At 51.2% G+C, this 21,101-nt stretch carries 20 protein-coding genes; all 20 read left to right on the plus strand.

Annotated features, from left to right (window positions below; translation table 11 throughout):
• The first annotated feature begins 40 nt into the window (after positions 1 to 40).
• The 20 genes from C772_RS07470 to C772_RS07570 all read left to right on the plus strand — a co-directional run bounded on the left by C772_RS07470 (position 41) and on the right by C772_RS07570 (position 21,095).
• Complete coding sequence (locus tag C772_RS07470; RefSeq protein ID WP_008298761.1) at positions 41 to 775, plus strand: glycosyltransferase family 2 protein; 735 nt, start codon at positions 41 to 43, stop codon at positions 773 to 775.
• Between the two features lies 1 nt (position 776).
• Positions 777 to 1,115 carry a DUF2304 domain-containing protein gene (locus C772_RS07475; RefSeq protein ID WP_008298764.1) on the plus strand — a complete coding sequence of 113 codons (339 nt, stop codon included), beginning with the start codon at positions 777 to 779 and terminating at the stop codon, positions 1,113 to 1,115.
• Between the two features lie 3 nt (positions 1,116 to 1,118).
• Positions 1,119 to 1,460, plus strand: a complete 342-nt coding sequence (locus tag C772_RS07480; RefSeq protein ID WP_008298765.1) for an EamA family transporter — start codon at positions 1,119 to 1,121, stop codon at positions 1,458 to 1,460.
• 12 nt (positions 1,461 to 1,472) lie between these two features.
• Positions 1,473 to 2,789, plus strand: coding sequence for an ArnT family glycosyltransferase (locus tag C772_RS07485; RefSeq protein ID WP_008298767.1), 1,317 nt, complete (start codon positions 1,473 to 1,475; stop codon positions 2,787 to 2,789).
• A gap of 56 nt (positions 2,790 to 2,845) precedes the next feature.
• Positions 2,846 to 4,705, plus strand: a complete 1,860-nt coding sequence (locus tag C772_RS07490) for an LTA synthase family protein (protein WP_008298769.1) — start codon at positions 2,846 to 2,848, stop codon at positions 4,703 to 4,705.
• Positions 4,706 to 5,729: 1,024 nt separating this feature from the next.
• On the plus strand, positions 5,730 to 6,734 hold the full coding sequence (locus C772_RS07500) for a LacI family DNA-binding transcriptional regulator (protein WP_008298774.1): 1,005 nt from the start codon (positions 5,730 to 5,732) through the stop codon (positions 6,732 to 6,734).
• A 22-nt stretch (positions 6,735 to 6,756) separates the two neighbouring features.
• The gene (locus C772_RS07505) at positions 6,757 to 7,713 is read left to right on the plus strand and encodes a sugar kinase (protein ID WP_008298776.1); all 957 of its coding nucleotides are present in this window, start codon (positions 6,757 to 6,759) and stop codon (positions 7,711 to 7,713) included.
• 17 nt (positions 7,714 to 7,730) lie between these two features.
• On the plus strand, positions 7,731 to 8,273 hold the full coding sequence (gene hxlB / locus C772_RS07510; RefSeq protein WP_008298778.1) for a 6-phospho-3-hexuloisomerase: 543 nt from the start codon (positions 7,731 to 7,733) through the stop codon (positions 8,271 to 8,273).
• Between the two features lie 16 nt (positions 8,274 to 8,289).
• Positions 8,290 to 9,300 carry an ureidoglycolate dehydrogenase gene (gene allD, locus C772_RS07515; RefSeq protein ID WP_008298780.1) on the plus strand — a complete coding sequence of 337 codons (1,011 nt, stop codon included), beginning with the start codon at positions 8,290 to 8,292 and terminating at the stop codon, positions 9,298 to 9,300.
• 36 nt (positions 9,301 to 9,336) lie between these two features.
• A complete protein-coding gene (locus tag C772_RS07520; RefSeq protein ID WP_008298782.1) occupies positions 9,337 to 10,347 on the plus strand; it encodes a TRAP transporter substrate-binding protein in 1,011 nt (336 codons plus the stop codon).
• A 78-nt stretch (positions 10,348 to 10,425) separates the two neighbouring features.
• Entirely contained in the window at positions 10,426 to 10,923 is a 498-nt protein-coding gene (locus C772_RS07525) for a TRAP transporter small permease (RefSeq protein WP_008298783.1), read from the plus strand.
• Positions 10,920 to 12,197 (plus strand): TRAP transporter large permease, encoded by a 1,278-nt coding sequence (locus C772_RS07530; protein ID WP_008298785.1) that lies wholly within the window; start codon positions 10,920 to 10,922, stop codon positions 12,195 to 12,197. The genes C772_RS07525 and C772_RS07530 overlap by 4 nt, the downstream gene beginning before the upstream one ends.
• A gap of 12 nt (positions 12,198 to 12,209) precedes the next feature.
• Positions 12,210 to 13,229, plus strand: coding sequence for a zinc-binding alcohol dehydrogenase family protein (locus C772_RS07535; RefSeq protein WP_008298786.1), 1,020 nt, complete (start codon positions 12,210 to 12,212; stop codon positions 13,227 to 13,229).
• A gap of 11 nt (positions 13,230 to 13,240) precedes the next feature.
• A complete protein-coding gene (locus tag C772_RS07540) occupies positions 13,241 to 13,864 on the plus strand; it encodes a bifunctional 2-keto-4-hydroxyglutarate aldolase/2-keto-3-deoxy-6-phosphogluconate aldolase (RefSeq protein WP_008298787.1) in 624 nt (207 codons plus the stop codon).
• Positions 13,865 to 13,877: 13 nt separating this feature from the next.
• Positions 13,878 to 14,957, plus strand: coding sequence for a mannonate dehydratase (gene uxuA, locus C772_RS07545; protein WP_008298788.1), 1,080 nt, complete (start codon positions 13,878 to 13,880; stop codon positions 14,955 to 14,957).
• Complete coding sequence (locus C772_RS07550; protein WP_152419735.1) at positions 14,948 to 15,784, plus strand: SDR family oxidoreductase; 837 nt, start codon at positions 14,948 to 14,950, stop codon at positions 15,782 to 15,784. Before uxuA ends, C772_RS07550 begins: the two co-directional genes overlap by 10 nt.
• A gap of 58 nt (positions 15,785 to 15,842) precedes the next feature.
• The gene (hxlA, locus tag C772_RS07555) at positions 15,843 to 16,493 is read left to right on the plus strand and encodes a 3-hexulose-6-phosphate synthase (RefSeq protein WP_008298790.1); all 651 of its coding nucleotides are present in this window, start codon (positions 15,843 to 15,845) and stop codon (positions 16,491 to 16,493) included.
• 149 nt (positions 16,494 to 16,642) lie between these two features.
• Positions 16,643 to 18,268: a PucR family transcriptional regulator gene (locus C772_RS07560; RefSeq protein ID WP_008298791.1), complete on the plus strand. Its 1,626-nt coding sequence runs from the start codon at positions 16,643 to 16,645 to the stop codon at positions 18,266 to 18,268.
• Between the two features lie 184 nt (positions 18,269 to 18,452).
• Positions 18,453 to 19,865 (plus strand): sodium:solute symporter family protein, encoded by a 1,413-nt coding sequence (locus tag C772_RS07565; RefSeq protein WP_008298792.1) that lies wholly within the window; start codon positions 18,453 to 18,455, stop codon positions 19,863 to 19,865.
• A gap of 18 nt (positions 19,866 to 19,883) precedes the next feature.
• Positions 19,884 to 21,095: a metal-dependent hydrolase family protein gene (locus C772_RS07570; protein ID WP_152419728.1), complete on the plus strand. Its 1,212-nt coding sequence runs from the start codon at positions 19,884 to 19,886 to the stop codon at positions 21,093 to 21,095.
• The last annotated feature ends 6 nt before the right edge of the window (positions 21,096 to 21,101 follow it).

Consider the following 21,101-nt stretch of genomic DNA (forward strand, 5'->3'; position numbering starts at 1 on the left):
GTAAGGTATGATATCGTTAGGAATTTTGGAGGTCTTATTAATGAAAGAAACTCAGCGTGAGTCGTTGAAAATATTAATTATTGTCCCGGCTTTTAATGAGGAAGAGGCGATTGCGGGGACGATCGGCAACCTGCTGAATGTGCGGGATCGTTTTCCGGGGCTGGACATCTGTGTCATTAACGATGGTTCCAAAGACGGGACCGCGGACATTGTGCGCAAGTATCCGGAAGTGGTTCTTCTGGATCTTCCGAACAACCTCGGCATCGGCGGCGCCGTCCAGACCGGCTATAAATATGCGGATTATGCCGGCTATGACATTGCGGTCCAGTTTGATGCGGACGGGCAGCATAGTGCGGCTGAACTGGAGACAATCATCACTCCGGTCGCTGACGGGGAATGCGACATGTGTATCGGTTCCCGATTTGTGGAGAAGACCGACTACTCCGGCAGCCCGTTCCGCCGGATGGGGATCTTTTACTTTGAGCGGCTGATCCGCCTGTTGTCCGGACAGCGTGTCACCGATCCGACTTCCGGCTTCCGCGCGGTGAACCGGGAGATCATCCAGCTGTTTTCGGAGGCTTATCCGAGCGATTATCCGGAGCCGGAAGTCATCATTTATCTGAGGCGGAAAAAGAAGCGGATCCAGGAAAAAGCGGTCCGCATGCATTCCCGTCAGGGCGGCGAGTCTTCGATCACGCCATTCAAGTCCATTTACTATATGGCAAAAGTGACGCTGTCCATCGTCATGCAGCGCCTCGTAGGCGGGAGAGTGTAAGATGGATATCAGCATATTGTCTTTTGTCCTTGTCGTTGTTTTGTTTATCGTTGTCATCGAGGCGGTCAGGCGCGGAATCCTCGAGACCAAGTATTCGCTGCTCTGGATTCTGACCTGCCTGTTCATGGGCTTCTTCAGCATCAATGAGACGTTCATCAACCGGCTCGGGGAGTGGCTTGGCGTCTTTTATCCGCCGTCCCTGCTTTTCCTTTTTGGTCTGCTGTTCGTCTTTGTGCTGATTTTCGACCTGACACGCCGGATTTCCAAGCTGAACAAAGCGCTCACCAACCTGACCCAGGAACATGCCATCCTTAAGAAAAAACTAGAAGAGAAGGAATAATCCATGGTTTATCTCGTTCTGATTGCGAACATTCTGCTCCTGGTTACCGGTCAGGTGCTCTGGAAAATGGCGGTGTCTTCGATCGATGCCTGGTCACTCCAGTCCGCCATCCGGCTTGTTCTCTCGCCGCTGTTCATCGGCGGTGCTACGCTCTATGTTATTGCCACAGGGCTTTGGCTGTATGTCTTAAGCAAACTTCCTCTAAGTGTCGCTTATCCGAGCCAGAGCATCAGCTATATCCTTGCCGCCATCATCGCCATTCTGGTATTTCGCGAGACTGTCCAGCCGACCCAGTGGATCGGCATGGCGGTCATCATCTTCGGCGTTTATCTCGTCGCAAAATAGGAGTTCTGAATTATGTCCATAGCTAACAGGATGATGCCCTTTCTGAAAAGGCACGTCATCATCATTGCCTTATTGGTCGCCTATGCGTTTGTGAACCTGTATTTCCTTTATACCCACCCGGGGTCCATCTACAATGACCCTGAGTATTTCGGGGAAGAGATTTCTACATACGGATCGCGGGATGCCGCGCTCTATGCCAAGATGGCCTGGCAGTTGCTGAATGACGGAATCTACGGTTATGAATACAGCCCGAACGCCGCGGGCCAGTCGAATGCCTACGTCACCTATGGGCAGCCGTTTTATCTGGCCGCGATCTTTAAGACGGCAGAAGTGCTGAATACGAACCACCTCATGCTGTACCGTCTGGCCAATATGATGCTGAACTTGGGGATTGTCATTCTCATTTATTCGATTGCCCAGAGGCTGTTCCGCAATCGCTGGATTTCGGTAATTGCATCCATCCTGTACATGACGCATATTGCGCCGTTGCATTATTTCCGCGCCGCGCTCACTGAGATTCCGAGTATCTTCCTTCTGATGCTGTCGATCTGGATCTACATCATCGCCCTGAAGAAAAAAGATTTCAAATGGCATATGTTCTTCGGTATTGTGGCATCACTGATGTTGATGTTCCGCGCGACGCCGGCACCGATGCTGTTATTTGCCTGGTTCCTCACGGTCTCCCGGTATGGCTGGAAAGACGGCATCAAAACCGGCTTTATCTGGTGCATCGGGCCGCTTATCACGATGGCTCCCTGGGCCGCACGGAACATCTATCACTTCGGACATGCCTACCTGTTTTCCAACCATGCCGGCGGTCCGTTGCTCGGCGGGGCGAATCCGTTCTACCGGGTTCCGCCTGAAGACCTCGTCCACGAGGCCGTGGCAAAAGGCTATAACCAGGAGCAGTATGCCAAGATCCTGATTCCCCAAGGATTCAAGGAAGACTTTGCGCTCTGGTTCAGCTGGTTCACAATGGGCAAGACGTTCTGGCTGTTTTTCGACAACAACTTCACCCCGGATGGTCTCGGCCCATATAACCGGTACATCTCGGGCACGCTGCGTTCGTTCTTTGTCGTGCAGAACCTCTTCCTTGCGGGAGTCGGCCTCATGTCGGCCATCCTGACAAGAAAGCACCGGCCTGTCATGTATCTGAGCGTTCTCGTGCTGATCTATATCGCCGCGTCGAACATCTTCCTGGCACTGCCGCGCTACGGGCTGCTGATCATGCCGCTCCTCGCGATCATCGGAGCCTATGGAATCGTGACACTTGTCGGATTTGTTGTTGGTAAAGTAAAAGCTCTGCGAATGAAAAATGCGATGCAGTAAATGGAGTGGACCGGGCGATCAGGCCTGGTCCATTTTTAAGAGGAAGTGGAGGAACGATGAAACAATCTGTTAAAAATAGTCTGGCTCTTGTCCTGACAGCGATTTATTTTGGCATCCTTGTGCTGATGCTTGAGATGCGGCTTCATGGCGATGCATCGGAAGAACGGCTGGAATGGATGCAGACGACCGGCACGACCGCGTATCTGCTGAATGTCCTGATCTTGTTCGTGATCTACCTGATCCTGATGGCTGTGACGAACCGGTTCTTGATCAGTTTTATCATCACGAACATCCTGGCTGCCGGCCTCACCGCTGTGTCTTATTTTAAGATGAACTTCCTTGGGGAAAATCTGTATCCTTGGGATCTGTTCCTCTACAATAACGTCATCAACCTGTTGCCGAGCCTGTCCGAGCAGATCAACCTGCCGAGGATTCTCACGATGGCCGCGATCGGATTGGCGGTCATTGTAGCGCTGATCGTATTCATCCGCCTGAAAAAACCGCCTCGGCTGGTGAAGTTCCCTTGGTGGGGACGGGTAATCATGGCGTTGGTCGGCCTGCTTGTCCTGTCTTCATTTATCTTCTACAGAAGTTTTCCGGTGGCGGGCCAGGTACTGGAAGATCGGTTCGGCATCATGAACCGGGACTGGAACCAGAATGAGAACTATACGGTGAACGGCTTTTTCGTCGCTTTTCTCCTGAACACCCAGAGCGCGATCGTGCTGCCGCCTTCCGGATACGGAAAAGGAAAGATGGCGGAGATTGCCCAAGAGATCGAAGAAGAGAAAGACGAGCGGGAAACGGAGATCTCGGATACCCGGCCGAACATCATCATGATCATGAACGAGGCATTCTGGGACCCGACGTTATTGAGCGAAGACCTCAAGTTCAATCAGGATCCGATGCCGAACGTGAGAGAAATGCAGAGCGGCTGGTTCCTCGCGCCGGTATTTGGCGGAGGCACCGCCAACTCCGAGTTTGAGGTGCTGACGGGCATGTCGAACGCGTTCCTCCCGAACGGATCCGTTCCTTATCAGCAGTACATCACAAGCGACATCCCGGCATTGCCGAATTACCTGAAGTCGTTCGGCTACAGGACGCTTGCCGTCCACCCGTACCCGAAATGGTTCTGGAACCGGGAAAGCGTGTACCAGCATATGGGATTCGATGACTTCATCGACATCGACCGCCTGGACAATCCTGAATATATCGGCCCGTATGTCGGCGATGCCGAAGTGACAAGGGAAATCGTCCGGCAGGTGGAAGACTCGGAAGATCCGCTTTTCCTGTACGCGGTCACGATGCAGAACCACATTTCCTATAATCCGGGCCGGTATGAGGAAGTGAAGATCACTTCCCAAGGCGGCGGCCTCACCCCTGAGATGCGGTCGATCGTCGACCTGTATGCCCAGGGCGTGTTGGATGCGGACCAGGCACTCAAGGACCTGATGGATACGCTCGAGGAGCCTACGGTGATCGTGTTCTTCGGAGACCATATGCCGTCCCTCGGGCTGGACTATCAGGCGTACAAGGAAGCAGGCTATGTTCCTGGCGGCCCGGGAGAAGAAAACTGGGAACTCGCGGACACCTACAACATGAGACGGACACCGCTTGTCTTCTGGAACAACTTCGGCGCGCCGACTCCGGAAGTGGATGTCCTGAGCGCCTCCTTCGTCGCGCCATACGCGCTGGAAATGGCGGGAATCGAACAGCCGCTGTTCTACTCATTCCTCGACCAGATGGATGACGTCATGCCGGGCTATACCCGTGACGTCAAAGTCGATGCGGATGGGGAAATCTATTATGTAACTCCGGATGATGTGGATCCGCTGCGGCAGAAATATATGCAGATCCAATACGATATTCTGTTCGGCGATCAGCACTCCAGGGAGACGCTATTTGGGAAACCGGAATAAAGATGGATGGATAGAGCGGCTCGGCCTATTATGGCTGAGCCGCTTTTTGGTGTTTAATGATTACCTCGGGGCGGCCAGTTGTTACCTGGTAGTGATGAATCATCACCATTGGGGATTAAGGGGTTACCTTTCTTGCTTGAGTGGTGACGAATAAGATTCAACAAAATCCACCAGTGACTGTCGCTATTTGTCTATAATATTTTGTTGTTTACTGAAGGTGCCATTGGTAGTATTTGAATATGCAGAAGTATGAGAAAATAGTTGCCGAAACGGTAGAAGGGTACAGACGAAAGTTGTGCATGGGGGACAAAAAATTGCAGGGGACGGTGTCCGATGGGGGAAGTGAGGGATATCATGATTGCATCGCATGTACCGGTAAGACTGTTTGAAATTGTGGATACGGGGTGGGGCGAAGAAGACCTGTTTGTAGTCATTCTATCTTCAGGGGACCCTATATCATTGGATAGCGAAGGAGCCCGGGAATATGCCAGGGTCGTGGCTGCCCGGAGACGATGCGGCATCCCGGTTTCCGCTGGTCCCATCAAGCCGGGAGCCGAACACCCGGGCTATCAGCGGGCCTTTTTCTTTAGAGATTCGGTTAGGAGAAGTTAACCACAACCTTCCAAGCCTAAATTGCAACAAATGCTGTCTAAGCTCTAACCAATCAAAATCGCCGGCAATCCTTCGCGAAGGGTTGCCGGCTTATTCAATACTGCTTTTAAGTGTGCACTCACACGCGGAGTTCATGGATGAAAAAGGAACGTGCCGTGCTGAGTCTGCTCGTAGATTGCGGGTGACAATCTCAACCGGGTTGTCCTGTAAACAGGTCATTTGGAGTTCAAGAAGGATGATAGCGCAAATTACCTGTGACTCTTCATTTAAGCCAGTGTCATAGAGTCATTCATTTACTTTTTGGAAAAAGAGTGTTTCATTTATTGAAAAAAGTCTTGAAAGTGAAAAGGCTTTCAAATATAATTCTTTCTAAACCGGTTTACTAAACCGGTTTATGCTAGGAGATAGACAAATGAAAAAAGTAACTATGGCAGATGTTGCAGAGCGTGCAGGCGTATCCAAAAGTACCGTTTCGCAATTTATCAATAACCGCTATGAATATATGGCGGAGGCGACCAAACTCAGGATTGAAGAAGCGATTGAGGATTTAGGATATGTTCCGAATTACATCGCGAAAAGCCTGAGGCAAAAGAAAACATCGACCGTCGGTGTGATTGTCGCCAATATTCTTCATGCCTTCTCGACAGAGATTATCCGGTCGATCGAGGATGAGTGTGAGCAGAATGGCTTTCATTTGTTCGTCTGTAATGCAGATGATCAGCCGGAAAAAGAGCGGGCCTATATCGATATGCTCGTAGCCAAGCAAGTGGATGGTCTGATCATATTTCCTACAAACGGAAATGAAGATTACTACGAGCAATTGAAACGCTCAAAGTTCCCAATTGTGTTCATGGACCGGAAAATCGATCACACATTCTATCCGACAGTTCTGCTGGATAACGAAGCAGCTGCATCGTTAGCTGTCGCAGAACTGGTCCAAGGAGGGCATCGTAAAATCGGTATGGTTTCCAACTCTATCGAAAACAAAGTCACTCCACGACTTGAGCGGATAGCCGGTTTCCGGGAAGCTGCGGTAAAACACGGGCTTGAAGTGGTGGAAGAATGGATCATTGCAGACCAGGTACCGAACATCAAGGGCAGGTTGGAGAATGTTTGGAAAAAAACAGATCGGCCAACCGCTTTCTTCGCTGCAAACGACCTTGCTTTAATCGAACTCATGAAGTTTGCGAAACAGGAAAGGCTCCGGATTCCGGACGACCTCGGAATGATTGCCATCGATGATTCTCCGTTCCTTGAGATTGCACAGACGCCCATCACGGTCATCAGGCAACCAACGTTTGAAATGGGCAAGGCTGCAGCAGAGATGCTGTTTAGTCTGATTCAGGGCGGCCGGATTGACTCGGTTTGCGAAGAGATTCGATTTGCCCCTGAGCTGGTCAAAAGAAATTCGATCTAACTGTTTTTGAGGAGTGGGTGCTGTGTCTGGGAAATATGGAATGCTGACCATCGGTGACGCCATGATCACCATGAATCCTCTGTCAACGGGACCGATGCGTTATGTATCAGAGTTTGAAAGAAAGGTTGGAGGGGCGGATCTGAACGTTGCCATTGGCTGTGCGAGGCTGGGGCTGAATGCCCGCTGGATCAGCAGGCTCGGAAAAGATGAATTCGGCAAGGTCATCTACAGCTTTGCCCGCGGAGAAGGGGTGGATGTGAACCATGTCCGTCTTGAAGAGGGTTTTGCCACTGGAGTCAATTTTAAAGAAATCCGCGAAGACGGTTCGGGAAAGACATTTTACTACCGGTTTCCGACACCGCTGAGTGTACTGACACCCGAATCCATCACCGCAGACATGTTTGAAGGCATTCAGATGCTTTATCTGTCCGGTGTCTTCCTTTCTTTGGACCCGAAAAATGTTGCGATTGCCTTGCGGATGATCGACATCGCTGAAGAAAAAGGCATCACCATTGCATTCGATCCGAATATCCGTCTGAAATTGTGGACAATCGAACAGGTTCGGGAAGCCTTTGCTCCGATTTTGCCGAGGGTGGATATCTTATTAACCGGCTTTGACGAACTTCAGCTGATTGCGGACCGGAAGGATTTGCAGGAATGCCTGGAATTCCTGAATTCGTACGAAATCAGAGAGGTTGTCATCAAGAACGGAAGCAAGGGATCGAAGCTATACCGGGAAGGATCATGCTTTAACGGAGAACCATTCCAGGTTAAGGCGATCGATACGGTCGGAGCAGGTGATGGATTCAATGCCGGATATCTCTACGGATATCTGAACGGCCTTGGGCCTGAAGAGAGACTTCGCTTTGCCAATGCAGTGGGGGCGCTGGTTACGACAGTATCAGGAGACAATGAAGGTTTGCCTGATACTGATGAAGTGAATGCGTTTCTCGGGAACAAAACGGTCATCGAACGTTGAAAGGGGAGGTGTCTGAATTGGTCACGCCATCAGTCATCCTGCAGGAAGTCAGCCAGGTGATCGGAAAGGTCGATCCCCGGCAATACCGGCAACTCAAGGAAATGCTGAATGAACCGGGCAGGCTGTTTATCTTCGGTGAGGGACGATCCGGGCTCTTGGGGAGGATGATCGCCATGAGGCTGATGCACTGTGGCTGTAAAGTGTTTGTCGTTGACGAAACGATTACGCCCTCCCTGGCTAAAGAGGATCGTTTACTGGTTATCTCCGGATCCGGCAACTCTGCACGCATCCGGGATATGGCAAAGAAAAGCGAGGGCGCGGGATATCGGATCTGGCTGGTTACAGCGAATGGGGAAGCCCTCGGGGAAACCTGGTGCGAAGGCGGGCTTCTGATTCCGGCTGCAACGAGGAGCCGCAAGTCTGGAGAGCCCGGGACTATCCAGCCGCTCGGCAATCAGTTTGACCAGAGCGCGCATCTGTTGCTTGATGCGTTGGTCATCGATGGACCGGCTTCCGGATTGGATCATCAATCTCTGAAGGACCGCCACTCGAATCTCTGAGAAGGAAGGTTGACTCATGGCGACTGTCACAGTGCCTCACCAAGAGGCTCAAGTGCTTATCGAACAAAAACTGGTGGAAAATGGTGTTTCCCCAAAAGAGGCTTCGAAAGTTGCAGATGTCCTGCTTCATGCAGACTTGCGGGGTGTGTCCTCTCACGGATCGCTCAGGACGGAACATTATGTGACCCGGCTACAATCAGGGAGCATCAATCCTGCCCCGAAACTCGAATTTCAGGCAACCGGTCCTGTGACCGGTGTCGTCGACGGAGACGATGGGCTTGGGCATGTGGTCGCTGACTTTGCGATGGACCGGGCCATTGAGATGGGATTGGAGAACGGTGTGGGAATGGTAACCGCCATGAACAGCAGTCATTGCGGAGCGCTCAGTTATTTCGTCCAGAAGGCGGCAAGTAGCGGCCTGATCGGAATCGCGATGACCCACACCGACAAGATTGTCGTGCCATTTGGCGGTAAAGAACCGTTTCTCGGCACAAACCCGATTGCCTATGGGGTACCGGCAAAAAACGAAAAACCGCTGATTCTGGATATGGCCACATCCAATGTCGCACTCGGAAAGATTCTCCAGAGTGAGGCGGAAGGAAAAGAAATTCCGTCGGGATGGGGAGTTGATGAAGAAGGCCGCGAAGTGAACGACCCTTCAAAGGTTAAAGCGCTTCTTCCATTTGGCGGACCCAAAGGTTATGGTCTTTCACTGATTGTCGACATCTTTTCCGGACTTTTGGCCGGAGCCGCTTTCGGTCCACACATCTCGAAGATGTATGGAGATTATGACCAGAAGCGCAAACTTGGCCATTACTTCTGTGCAATTGATCCGGCCCGGTTTACCGATCGGGATACGTTCTTCGTGCAGATGGACCGGATGATCCGTGAGCTTCACGAGGCGCCTCCTGCGGAAGGGTTCGAGAGAGTTCTTGTCCCGGGAGAAATCGAACAGATGAATGAAGAACGGAACCTCCAGCTGGGAATCCGGATCGCCGAAAAGACTTATGAGTATCTGAAAAGCTGAAACAATGAATTCATCAAATAAAAGGGAGAGATTGAGATGAAAAAAGCATGGTTGGCAGGAGCGTTGGCATCCGCGATGATTTTGGGGGCTTGCGGATCGGATACTTCGTCGGGAGGAGAAGCAGAAGGCTCAACGGGTTCGGGCGATAAGATCGAATGGCGGATGGGCCACCTGGCAGATGAAAATCATATCTGGCATAAGACAGCCGAGCAATTTGCAGATTCAGTCAGCGAGAAAACCGACGGTCAGATTGAAATCACCATCTATCCGAACAACTCGCTTGGCGGAGAGACCGATACGATCAATGCGATTCAGGCAGGAACAGCAGACATGGTCATTTCCGGTGAAACGCTTCAGAACTGGGCACCTAGCGCTGCTTTGATGGCCGCTCCATATGCCTTCCGTGACCTTGATCATGTTAAGTCGGTGGTCGAAGGCGAGATCGGACAGCAGATCGCTGATGAAATCAAAGAAAAAGCCGGTCTGACACCGCTTTACTACCATACCCGTGCGCCGCGTAACCTGACGTCCAATGAGCCGATTGAATCTCCTGAAGATCTGTCAGGATTCAGCATGCGTGTCCCGAACGTCCCGCTTTTCCTTGATGCGTGGAGCGCTGCAGGAGCGAAGCCACAGGTGATGGACTTCCAGGAAGTGTTCACAGGCCTCCAGCAGGGTGTCATCGACGGACAGGAAAACCCGGTCGACCTGATTCAGAGCGGAGGACTTTATGAAGTTCAGGACTACGTCAACCGTACGGAACATGTCTACTCCTGGATCTATCTCCTCGTTGGTAACGAGCAGTTCAACCAGCTGAGCGATGAGCAAAAGTCGGCTGTTGAAGAGGCTGCGGCTGAAGCTCAGGAATATGGAATGGAGCTCTACGATGAAGAAATTGAAAAGATCGAACAGGCGCTGAAGGATGAGGGCATGGAGTTCGTCGATGTTGACCAGGATGCGTTCCGTGAAGCGATGAAACCGGCTATTGAAAAATCCTTGGGTCAGGAACAGTTGGATCTCTACAATAAAATCCTTGAAGCTGAGTAAGAGCATTGAACTTTGAGAGGCACATCTGGCTGCAGGGAAGCCAAATGTGCCTTTCCAACTAGAAAGGACTGAACTGATATGACAACGATGCGGAAGGCGATAGATTTTACTCTGGCTACTTTAACTTTTTTAAGCTTTGCCGGCGTCATAATCATCGTTACCGTGCAGATCATTTCGAGATTTGCACCGTATTCATTTGTCTGGACGGAAGAACTGACGCGCTATCTTTTTCTATATGCCATTTGCTTCGGGGCACCGCTTGCATTGATGAGAAATGAATTTATTAATGTTGACCTAATCTTGAACAAGATGCCAAACAAGTTTCGCCGATACTATGAGGTGTTCATCTATGTTCTTATCATTGCCCTCAGTGTTGTGATGGTTATTGAAGGCTACAATTTCACACTGATCGGGAAAAATCAGGCCTCAGCGACTATGCCGTTCCAGATGTCAGTGATTCACGCAGCACTGATTATTATGGCCGTGTTCCTGATTTACTACGCTGTGCTGAAGGTGATTGATCTCATTAGGAACGAACAGGACTATTCTCAAGACTTTGGAGGTGAGGATCTATGATGGCCGCTCTGCTGTTTGTTTCATTTATTGTACTCATTTTCTTGGGAGTGCCCGTTGCATTCAGTCTAGGTCTCTCTTCACTTCTCTATTTGCTGATTGCGGATATTCCGCTAACTATCATCCCCCAGAGAATGTTTGGCGGTCTAAACTCTTTCGTATTGCTATGTATACCGGGGTTTGTACTGGCAGGTAACTTGATGAATGCAAGCGGAATCACTGAAAGAATCATTGGTTTTGCCAATAACTTTCTTGGTCACATCCGTGGGGGGCTAGGACTTGCAAACGTCGGTGCGTCAATGGGATTTGCGGGTATCTCTGGTACGGCGCTAGCTGACACTGCAAGTATCGGGTCGGTATTGATTCCGGCAATGAAGCGGGAAGGATACGGGGCTGGCTTTTCGGTTGCAGTTACTGCATCTTCCTCTACGGTTGGTCCCATTATTCCACCGTCTCTGCCATTAATTATCGTTGGTACACTCGCATCATTATCCATTGGCGATTTGTTCCTTGCCGGAGCAGTTCCAGGAATCTTACTTGGTTTGGGCCTGATGATCCCTACATATTTCATCTCTGTAAAGCGGAACTACCCTAAGGGTGAACGCAAAACACTAAAGGAAGTCGGAAAAAGCTTTGTCAGTGCGTTTTGGGCACTCCTCATGACCATTATTATTTTGTGGGGAATCCTCGGAGGCTTCTTTACACCGACTGAAGCATCAATTGTAGCTGTACTCTATGCGTTCATCATCGGAATCTTTGTCTATCGCCAATTGCCTATTAAAGAAATTCCTAAGATCATGCTGGAATCCATGACTTCTACGGCGTCTATCATGTTACTTGTCGGGTTCGCCAACCTGTTCGGCTGGATCATGGTGCGGGAACAGATTCCACAGCTTGTAGCTGATTCCATCCTGGGGATTTCAACAAATGCGATTGTGGTTATTATTCTGATCAACTTGCTGCTGCTATTTGTCGGTACCTTCATGGAAACCATTGCGGCTATTGTCATTTTGTTCCCGGTTCTTCTGCCTGTGGCGACATCCATCGGAATGGACCCGATCCAGTTCGGCGTCATGATGGTGCTCAACTTGGTGATTGGCCTGTGTACTCCTCCGGTGGGCGTCTGCCTGTTCGTCGCCTCTCAGATCGGGAAAGTCTCGATGGGCAAGGCAACGAGAGAGCTCCTTCCGTTCCTCGGAGTCAGTCTCGTGGTCTTGATGCTGGTGGCGTTTGTGCCGGAAATTACTACATTCCTGCCAAGCCTATTTGATAATTAAGGAGAATGTCTGATGAAAGCTGTCCATATTCCTGAACCACATACGTTGAACATTATTGAAATGGAGAAACCGGAAATTCGGAATTCTACAGATGTGCTCGTGAAGGTGAAGCGGGCGGGGATCTGCGGATCAGATATGCATATTTTCCATGGAACCAATCCGCTGGCCACCTATCCGAGGATCACCGGCCATGAAGTTGCCGGGGAAGTGGTGGAAACCGGAACAGGCGTTAATCATCTTAGAGCCGGTGATCATGTGGTTATCGAGCCGATCCGGTATTGCGGCGAGTGCTATGCATGCCGTAAAGGCCGTCCGAATGTCTGTGAACACCTTTCCGTGTTCGGTGTCCACGAAGACGGAGGGATGCGTGAATATCTCGTGTTGCCTGAACGTCAGCTGCACGCGGTGGATCTGGAACTTGATTGGGACGAGATCGTCCTGGCGGAACCGTATACAATCGGTGCCCAGGCAGTATGGCGCGGAAATGTTGAGGAGGGGGACACCGTTCTCATCCAGGGATGCGGGCCAATCGGCATCTGCATCCTGAAAATGGCCAAGATTGCCGGGGCAACTGTTTATATGACCGACCTGAACGAAGAACGGATGAAGTTTGCCCTTGAAAGCGGTGCGGATGAAGTCATCGATGCAGGAAATGAGCAGGTCGATCAGGCCATTATGCGCCTAACGGACGGCAGAGGCGTCAATGTCGCCATCGATGCAGTGGGCCTACCCTCAACGGCGGCACTGGGAGTAGATGTGGTCTCGCCTGCCGGGTATGTCGTGATACTCGGTTTCGACGAGCGCCCTTCTCAAATCCCGCAGCTTCCGGTTACCAAGAAAGAGGTGACCATCGTCGGCTCCCGTCTGCAGACCAATCAGTTCGGCCGTGTGGTGGAACTCCTGAATCAGAAAAAACTGTGTTCAGATGGCCTGATCACCCACAAGTTCTCTCTGGAACAGGCTGGAGATGCATTCAAGTTTGTCGAGGAGCACCCGGACCAGGTCCGGAAAGCATTGATTGTATTTGACTGAGGAGGCTGTCCATGATTCCGAAGATGAAGGTATACGAGGAATTGCTTGATACAAAAGTGGTTGCCGTGATCCGGGGAAAAAATGCGGAAGAAGCAACAGCCATTTCTGAAGCTGCGCTGGAAGGGGGCATGAGGGCCATCGAGGTGACCTACACCACCCCTGGGGCGGGACAGGTGATTGAACGGCTATCCGGCACGGACGCGCTGGTCGGAGCAGGTACCGTACTTGATGCGGAAACCGCCAGACATGCCCTTCTGGCAGGAGCGGCGTTTATCGTCAGTCCCCATTTCGATCCGGAAGTGGCGAGGCTGTGCAACCGTTACAGCACGCCGTACTTGCCTGGCTGCATGACGATCAAGGAAATGGTGCTTGCAAGTGAAGCGGGCTGTGACATTCTCAAGCTGTTTCCAGCCAACGGATTTGAACCATCATTTATCAGGTCGGTGCAGGGACCGCTTCCGAATGTCCGGATCATGCCGACCGGAGGCATCAATAAAGAAAATATGAATAGCTGGCTCGAGGCAGGCGCAGTCGCAGTGGGCGTCGGAAGCGACCTGACCAAGACGTACCGCGCTTCTGGCAGGGAGGCGGTCGTAGAGTCAGCCCGCAACTATATGGCCGCTGTACAGCGATGAGGAGGAATAATTCTTGAACATCACATTCAGATGGTACGGACGGGGCAATGACAGTGTCACCCTTGAGCAAATCCGCCAGATTCCGGGCGTAAAGGGGATTGTATGGGCCCTGCATCAGAAACCGGTCGGAGACGTGTGGGAAAAGGAAGAAATACTCGAGGAAGTTGAGTATATCCGCTCCCATGGCTTCCATGCGGATGTCGTGGAAAGCGTTAATGTGCATGAGTCAATCAAGCTGGGAAATGAGGACCGGGACCGCTACATCGAGAATTACAAGGAGACCATCCGCAATCTGGGCGAGGCAGGCGTCAAGGTGATCTGTTATAACTTCATGCCGATCTTCGACTGGACCCGGACCGCGCTGTATGAACCGCTCGAAGACGGTTCGACCGCCCTCTATTTCGATAAGGAAAAGATCGAGTCGCTGGATCCAGAAGAACTTGTCAGTACGGTCGCTTCTGCGTCAGATTTGACGCTGCCGGGCTGGGAGCCGGAAAAGATGGCTCGGATCAAAGAGCTGTTTGAGGCATATCGGGAGATTGACGAAGACAAGCTCTGGGAACATCTCGCCTACTTCCTCGAGGAGATCCTGCCTGTTGCAGAGCAAGCCGGCATCCGGATGGCCATTCATCCGGACGATCCGCCGTGGTCGATTTTCGGTTTGCCGCGCATCATGACGGGCGGCGAAAGCTGGAAAAAGCTCCGTGAAATTTCCGATTCCCCATCAAACGGCATTACATTCTGCACGGGTTCGATGGGCGCGAATCCAGATAATGACATGGTGGAATTGGCAAAAGATTATCTGGCACACTCGCCATTCAGTCATGTCCGCAACGTGCGCATTTTTGAAAATGGAAGCTTTATCGAAAGTTCCCATCTGACTTCTGATGGTTCGGTCGATATCAACGGGGTCATCCGTCAATTCGCTGATCAGGACTATGAAGGTTACGTACGCCCCGATCATGGCCGGCATATATGGGGAGAGGAATGCCGGCCGGGGTACGGCCTTTACGACCGTGCTCTCGGCATCATGTACCTGCTTGGACTATGGGATGCCTACACGTCCGGAAAAGGGGAGAAGGCATCATGGTGACACATGAAAACCTTAGCGGACGGGTAGCAGTCATTACGGGCGGGAGTGGCGTCCTATGTTCTGCGATGGCCCGGTCGCTGGCATCCCAGGGTGTGAAAGTCGCCATTCTCAACCGCACCGAGGAAAAAGGATCGGTCGTGGCTAAGGAGATTAAAGATATTGGCGGCGAGGCGATGGCGGTTGCGGCTGACGTGCTCGACCGACCCTCTCTTGAACAGGCAAAGAAACAGATCCTGGAACGCTTTGGCAGAATTGATATCCTGATTAACGGCGCAGGCGGCAATCATCCGGATGCCATTACGGATATGGAAACCGCCGATGAATCAGCAGAAGGGAAGTCATTCTTCGACCTGGAGCAAGAGGGCTTCGACAGGGTGTTTTCGACCAACTTCACAGGATCCTTCCTGGCCAGCCAGGTGTTTGGAAGAGAACTGCTCAACCAAGAGCATCCCGTCATCCTCAATATCTCTTCGATGAGTGCTTACTCACCGATGACGAAGGTGCCGGCATACAGCGCGGCAAAGGCCGGAATCAATAACTTCACCATGTGGATGGCCGTGCACTTTGCGGAGAAAGGCCTGCGAGTCAACGCGATTGCCCCAGGCTTCTTCCTGACGACCCAAAACAAAGACCTTTTAACGAATCCGGACGGCTCACTAACACCCCGTTCCGAGAAGATTATGAACGGCACACCGATGAAACGTTTTGGTAAGCCGGAAGATCTGGTCGGCACTGTGCTTTGGCTGGTCGACGAGTCCTATTCAGGCTTTGTCACAGGAATTACGGTACCGGTGGACGGCGGTTTTATGGCGTATTCGGGAGTTTGATTGAATGAGCAGGCTGTGCCGGAGACGGCATGGCCTTTTATTTGAGGGAGGGAAACGCATGAAATTGCAGCTGGCTCTGGATCGCCTATCAAGGGAGGAGTGTATCGATTTCATCGCGAAAACTCGTGATTTTATCGATTGGATTGAAGTGGGTACCGGAACCATCAAGGAGCATGGTATCCGGCTTGTGAGGGACATCAAGGATGCCTATCCGGATAAGACGGTCGTAGCCGATATGAAAATCTGTGATTCCGGCCGGCACGAGGCTGAAATGGCTTTTCGGGCGGGAGCGGACGTGGTCACCGTGATGGGGTTCGCAGGTATCGAAACCATCCGGCAAGTGCTTGAATCTGCAAAAGAAAACAGGAAACGTGTCATGGTGGATTTGCTCGAGGTAACAGATTCCGGCCGGGTAAGGAATATATACCTGGCAGGAGCCGATCTGTTCTGTCTGCATATTGGAAAAGACCGGCAGTCAAGCGGCAAACAGCATTTTGAAGATCAGCTGCATCTTGTGGGCGGCCTGGACCAGGCAGATCTGGCCGTCGCGGGAGGAATTGGTCCGGATAACCTACCATCACTGAGAAAGCTGGGAGTGGGAATTGCCATCGTGGGGAGTTACATCACAAACAGCCAGGACCCGGAGCAGGCAGCTGCCGGAATGGCGGATGCACTCCGCCGATCGGATGGGCAACAAAAACATCTATAAATACAGGGATGGTAATCAGAATAGATTTCCATTTTAGTATTGGTAGAGGGAGTTCAGGAATGACTTAGGTAAGATGTCTTCAGGCATTTTCTTTTTACGATGCTTCAATCTGTTCTGTGTGTTCTGACTGGGTAGGAGTTCAAGTTTCCATGAGCGAAATACAGTATCAGTTGGAATCCATAAAGATAAAAAGGGGCTATCACCAAATGATCACGGTAGACCAAATCGCTCAAGAGCTTGCAAAAGCTGATATTCCTCTTCTGGCAGGCAGGAATGGGCTTGAACAGGAGATCCGGTATGTGACCGCAATTGAGCTGAAGGAGCGGACTTCACGGATTCAAAAGAATGGGTTGCTGCTGTCCACCTTTCATGCATTTCAGGATGTTGAGGAAATCATTGATCATCTCCATTGGTTGGTGGACGTCGGCGTGTCTGCCATTGGTTTTCATACATCGGTTTATCCGGACATCCCGGTACAGGTAAAGCGCTTTGCCGATGATCAGGGTCTGCCTGTTTTCCGGATACCTGCTGAAACGCCATATAATTTGATATTTGAGCTGTTTAACCGGATGCGGCAGACAATCAGGGACCAGGCAAGGGAACGGATCGGCCGGCTGAATAACCTGCTGATTGAATCGATTCTTTCCAGGCGAAGCCTGAGGGTAATTATTGAGATGATCGGAGAGTATATGGGTGGGGATGTTGTCTTCTGGATCGACTCGGATCTGGAAGTCCTGGAACAATGGGCGGATCGTCAGGTTGAACGGGGAGCGGTACATTCATTCGCAGAGACCATCATAGCCGAAAAAAATCGGCTTCAAGAATCGCGCATCAAGAATGAGCCTTGCCGTCTGACTAATCTTGATGGGGCAGGATGCATAATCATTTATCCGATTTTCTCGGATTCCGGATTTGGAGGATATCTGGCATTCCATTTCAAGCAGGACCAGGATGCACCCGAACAAGACCTCATGGAAGAAATGATCCGGACGGCATCCAAAATTCTTATGTCGGATGTGTATAATCCGGACAAACAGGGACGTCAGGAGGCTATCAGCATCCTGGAAAAACTCCTGTCCGGAGCGACCGATCCTCATTTGGTGCAAGAGCTTCCTGATGTTGAGGAACGAATGTATCAAGTGGTCCTGATCGAATCGACTAACCAGGATAATGCCGGAGTGCTGGAGAGGGTTAGCCGGTGGGTAGACATGCATGCTGAACAATCGTCGGAACGCTTCATCTTATTTCCGCCTTTTATCCGTGATCATCATCTGGTTTTATTGACCCGGGCAGATTCTCGAATCCAGCAATGGAAATCAAAACTGCCGGAAACCGAGCATTTGCTGATCGGGGTCAGTGACCGAGCGGAACTATCGGATGCCTCTACCTATCGGCGTTTACATGAACAGTCTGAAATTGTTCTCAAATTGTGCAAGCAGAGCGGCCATACGTACGCGGAATGGGGACAAATGGGCATTGAGAAGGTGGCTGCATTTCTGGAAGGGGAGGATCTGTTCCAAAGTTTTGCGGAGCAGCTTTTACAGCCGCTGATCAAGTACGACTGCGAGAAGAATACCGATCTTGTCGGGACACTCCGAGTCTATCTTGACAATTTCTTTAATCTGAAGAAAACCGGCAAGGAATTATTCATCCATCCGAACACAGTGAAGTACAGACTCGAAACCATTCGTGGATTGCTTCCTCTTAATATTGAAGATTCGTCCATCTACGCATTATTGGTATTGGCCTACCGGTCTTATGGGGATCACCCATAAGGCCGGTTTGTTGATGACAGACAAATTCATTAGATAAGTTTGTCGATGGCTCACATGGTGATATGGTTGTATACATTATAAGATTTAACTATTCAATATAGTCAGTCATTCGGGAGGGTGAAAGTAAGCGCTTACTATCCGGGGTTAATGGAGGAGCCATAATTACGATAAGAGGTGAACAAGAATGAGTATCTACCTGGTAGCTGTCGTTGTTTATCTGATTCTGATGGCACTGCTCGGCGTCTACTTTGCCAAAAGTTCGATCAAGAACAGCGATGATTTCATGGTGGCGGGGAGGAGCCTGCCGCTGTGGATTGTCATCGGGACGCTTCTAGCGACTTTCGTCGGTTCCGGCACCGTTGTAGGCGGGGCCAGCTTTATCTATCAATATGGTCCGTTTGCGGCAATCTTTAACCTGTCCGGCGGCTTTGTCGGTGCGTTCATCTTGTATCTGATCGCAAGCAAGGTGCGCCAGAGCGAGATGTACACGGTTCCACAGCTGCTTGAAAAACGGTTTGGTACAGCTACGCGTGTTATTGCTTCAATCTTTATCCTTCTTGCTTACGTCGGAATCACGGCTTACCAGTTCACTGGAGGAGCTTATGTCCTTCAACTGACGACAGGCATGCCGCTTGAAGTAGGGGCGATTGTCATGTGTGCGCTGGTCATTTTCCTGACGATGAGCGGCGGGCTTTTCTCCGTTGCCTATTCGGATGCATTGGGCGCGGTGCTGATTCTGATCGGATTTATCATCGGGATTCCATTTGCTCTGAATGCAGCCGGAGGGTTCAGCGGATTGGCGGAAGCTCTGCCGGCAATGACGAAGACATGGAACGGCGGCCTGTCCATTCCGCAGCTGCTTGGCTTCTTCCTTCCTCTGTTTCTGCTGGTATTGGGGGACCAGAACATGTACCAGCGGTTTGCTGCGGCAAAAGACGAGCTTACGGCCAAACGCTCTGTGCTCGGATTCATTGCTGGTAACGCGCTGGTCGTCGGCCTTGTTATCATGATGGCGACAACGGCCATTGTGCTGTTCCCGACCATATCACCGGATGCGGCAATCCTGACTGTCGCAATCGAAGGAGTCCCTGTAGCAATTGGCGTACTGATCCTGTGCGCTTCGGTCGCTTTTCTGATCACGACGGCTACTTCTTATTTGCTTTCCGCATCCGGCAATATCGTGTACGACCTCGTACAGCGTTTCAGCAAAAAAGAGCTTCCGGAACAAAAACTGCTCTGGCTGAACCGGGGTACCGTGCTCGGACTTGGTGTATTTGCATACGTGCTGGGTCAGTTCTTCCCGAGTGTCCTGGCGATTCAGATGTACTCGTATACGATGTATGGCGCGGCCATTACACCGGCAATCATCGCGACGCTGTTGTGGAAGAAGGCGACCACAGCGGGCATCATGAGCTCCATTATTGTCGGAGGATCGGCCACGATGTTCTGGGAGCTGGTGCTCAACCGGCCGTTTGACTGGAACAGTGTGCTGTTCGCGCTTCCGCTTTCTGTGATCACACTGGTTGTCGTAAGCCTGGCAACACAAAAGAAAGGGGCAAGCCTGACGCTCGGCAACAAGAATCTGAACCTGGAGTAAGGAGAAGGGGTTTTGACGGTGGAATATGTTATTTCAAACGTACGGCTGCTTCTTGGGGAAGAGCTGGAACTAATCGAGAACCGGGCAGTATGGGTAAAGGATGGAGTCATCGAGGACGTCATTGCAGATTCGGAGATTCCTGAAGGGGTCCTTGTCTATGACGGTCAGGGGCATCTGCTCATGCCGGGTCTGATTGATCTCCATATTCACATGATGTGGGACGGTTCTGCCGACCCGGTGGCGACCCTTGAGTCAGAAGGTTACGAGCAAATGCTGATCCGGGCGGTAGCCAACTGCAGGCATTACTTGGAGCATGGCATCACTACAGTACGCGACATCGGTTCGGTTGATGATATCGCATTACATGTGGCCAAAAGCATCCGGCGGGGGCTGGTTCAGGGGCCGGATGTCATTGCAAGCGGGAAGACGCTGACGATGACCGGCGGGCATGATCCGTTCTGGGCCCGGTTTGTGGACGGGAAAGATGAGGCGCTGAAAGGTGTCCGTGAGCAGATCTATAAGGGCGCCCAGGTGATCAAGGTGAGTGCGACCGGAGGGGCATATGGCCGTGATGAAGGGGAGCAGGTCGGCCATTCCGAGCTGAACCTTGAGGAACTACAAACCATTGCAGATGAAGCGCATCGCTTCGGGCTTAAGGTCGCTTCCCATGCAATAGGACGTGAAGGCATCCGGAACTCTCTGCTAGCCGGCATAGATACGATTGAGCACGGGCACTACTTGGACGATGAGTTAGTGGGCCTCATGAAAGAGCGGGGAGCGGCATGGATTCCAACGCTTCATGTCTATCAACAGCTCGCATCCATGAAAGAAATCCCAGACTACGCGAAGGAGAAAGCAAGAAAAATCACGGAAATCCATGCAAATGCATTCAGAAAATATCTCGAGAGCGGTGTTCTGGTCGGGGCCGGATCCGATGCAGGTTCGCCGGGCACTTCCCATCATGCATTGATCGATGAACTGTACGCCATGCACGAGCTCATTCCTGATACAAGGGCCATTTTGAAAACGGCAACGGTGAATGCCGGCAAGATCTTGGATTTGAACGTCGGCAAAATTGAGAAGGGATACAAGGCGAATCTGCTGATGATAGCGGACAATCCGCTGGAGAGCCTGTCCCACTTGGAAAAGGTCAAGCAGGTAATTGTCGACGATAAAATTTTGGTCAATCACGGCCTTACCGGAACACCGTCACTTGAAACTGTACGATAACTCGAA

The organism is Bhargavaea cecembensis DSE10 (genome assembly GCF_000348905.1).
Classification (GTDB): Bacteria; Bacillota; Bacilli; order Bacillales_A; family Planococcaceae; genus Bhargavaea; species Bhargavaea cecembensis.

Excerpts from the sequence above, each read along its gene's own strand:
- hxlA (WP_008298790.1), top strand. The coding sequence starts at position 15,843 with ATGAAATTGCAGCTGGCTCTGGATCGCCTATCAAGGGAGGAGTGTATC.
- C772_RS07490 (WP_008298769.1), top strand. The coding sequence starts at position 2,846 with ATGAAACAATCTGTTAAAAATAGTCTGGCTCTTGTCCTGACAGCGATT.
- C772_RS07485 (WP_008298767.1), top strand. The coding sequence starts at position 1,473 with ATGTCCATAGCTAACAGGATGATGCCCTTTCTGAAAAGGCACGTCATC.
- C772_RS07540 (WP_008298787.1), top strand. The coding sequence starts at position 13,241 with ATGATTCCGAAGATGAAGGTATACGAGGAATTGCTTGATACAAAAGTG.
- C772_RS07535 (WP_008298786.1), top strand. The coding sequence starts at position 12,210 with ATGAAAGCTGTCCATATTCCTGAACCACATACGTTGAACATTATTGAA.
- C772_RS07525 (WP_008298783.1), top strand. The coding sequence starts at position 10,426 with ATGACAACGATGCGGAAGGCGATAGATTTTACTCTGGCTACTTTAACT.
- C772_RS07530 (WP_008298785.1), top strand. The coding sequence starts at position 10,920 with ATGATGGCCGCTCTGCTGTTTGTTTCATTTATTGTACTCATTTTCTTG.
- C772_RS07470 (WP_008298761.1), top strand. The coding sequence starts at position 41 with ATGAAAGAAACTCAGCGTGAGTCGTTGAAAATATTAATTATTGTCCCG.
- allD (WP_008298780.1), top strand. The coding sequence starts at position 8,290 with ATGGCGACTGTCACAGTGCCTCACCAAGAGGCTCAAGTGCTTATCGAA.
- C772_RS07475 (WP_008298764.1), top strand. The coding sequence starts at position 777 with ATGGATATCAGCATATTGTCTTTTGTCCTTGTCGTTGTTTTGTTTATC.
- C772_RS07520 (WP_008298782.1), top strand. The coding sequence starts at position 9,337 with ATGAAAAAAGCATGGTTGGCAGGAGCGTTGGCATCCGCGATGATTTTG.
- C772_RS07500 (WP_008298774.1), top strand. The coding sequence starts at position 5,730 with ATGAAAAAAGTAACTATGGCAGATGTTGCAGAGCGTGCAGGCGTATCC.
- C772_RS07480 (WP_008298765.1), top strand. The coding sequence starts at position 1,119 with ATGGTTTATCTCGTTCTGATTGCGAACATTCTGCTCCTGGTTACCGGT.
- C772_RS07565 (WP_008298792.1), top strand. The coding sequence starts at position 18,453 with ATGAGTATCTACCTGGTAGCTGTCGTTGTTTATCTGATTCTGATGGCA.
- C772_RS07560 (WP_008298791.1), top strand. The coding sequence starts at position 16,643 with ATGAGCGAAATACAGTATCAGTTGGAATCCATAAAGATAAAAAGGGGC.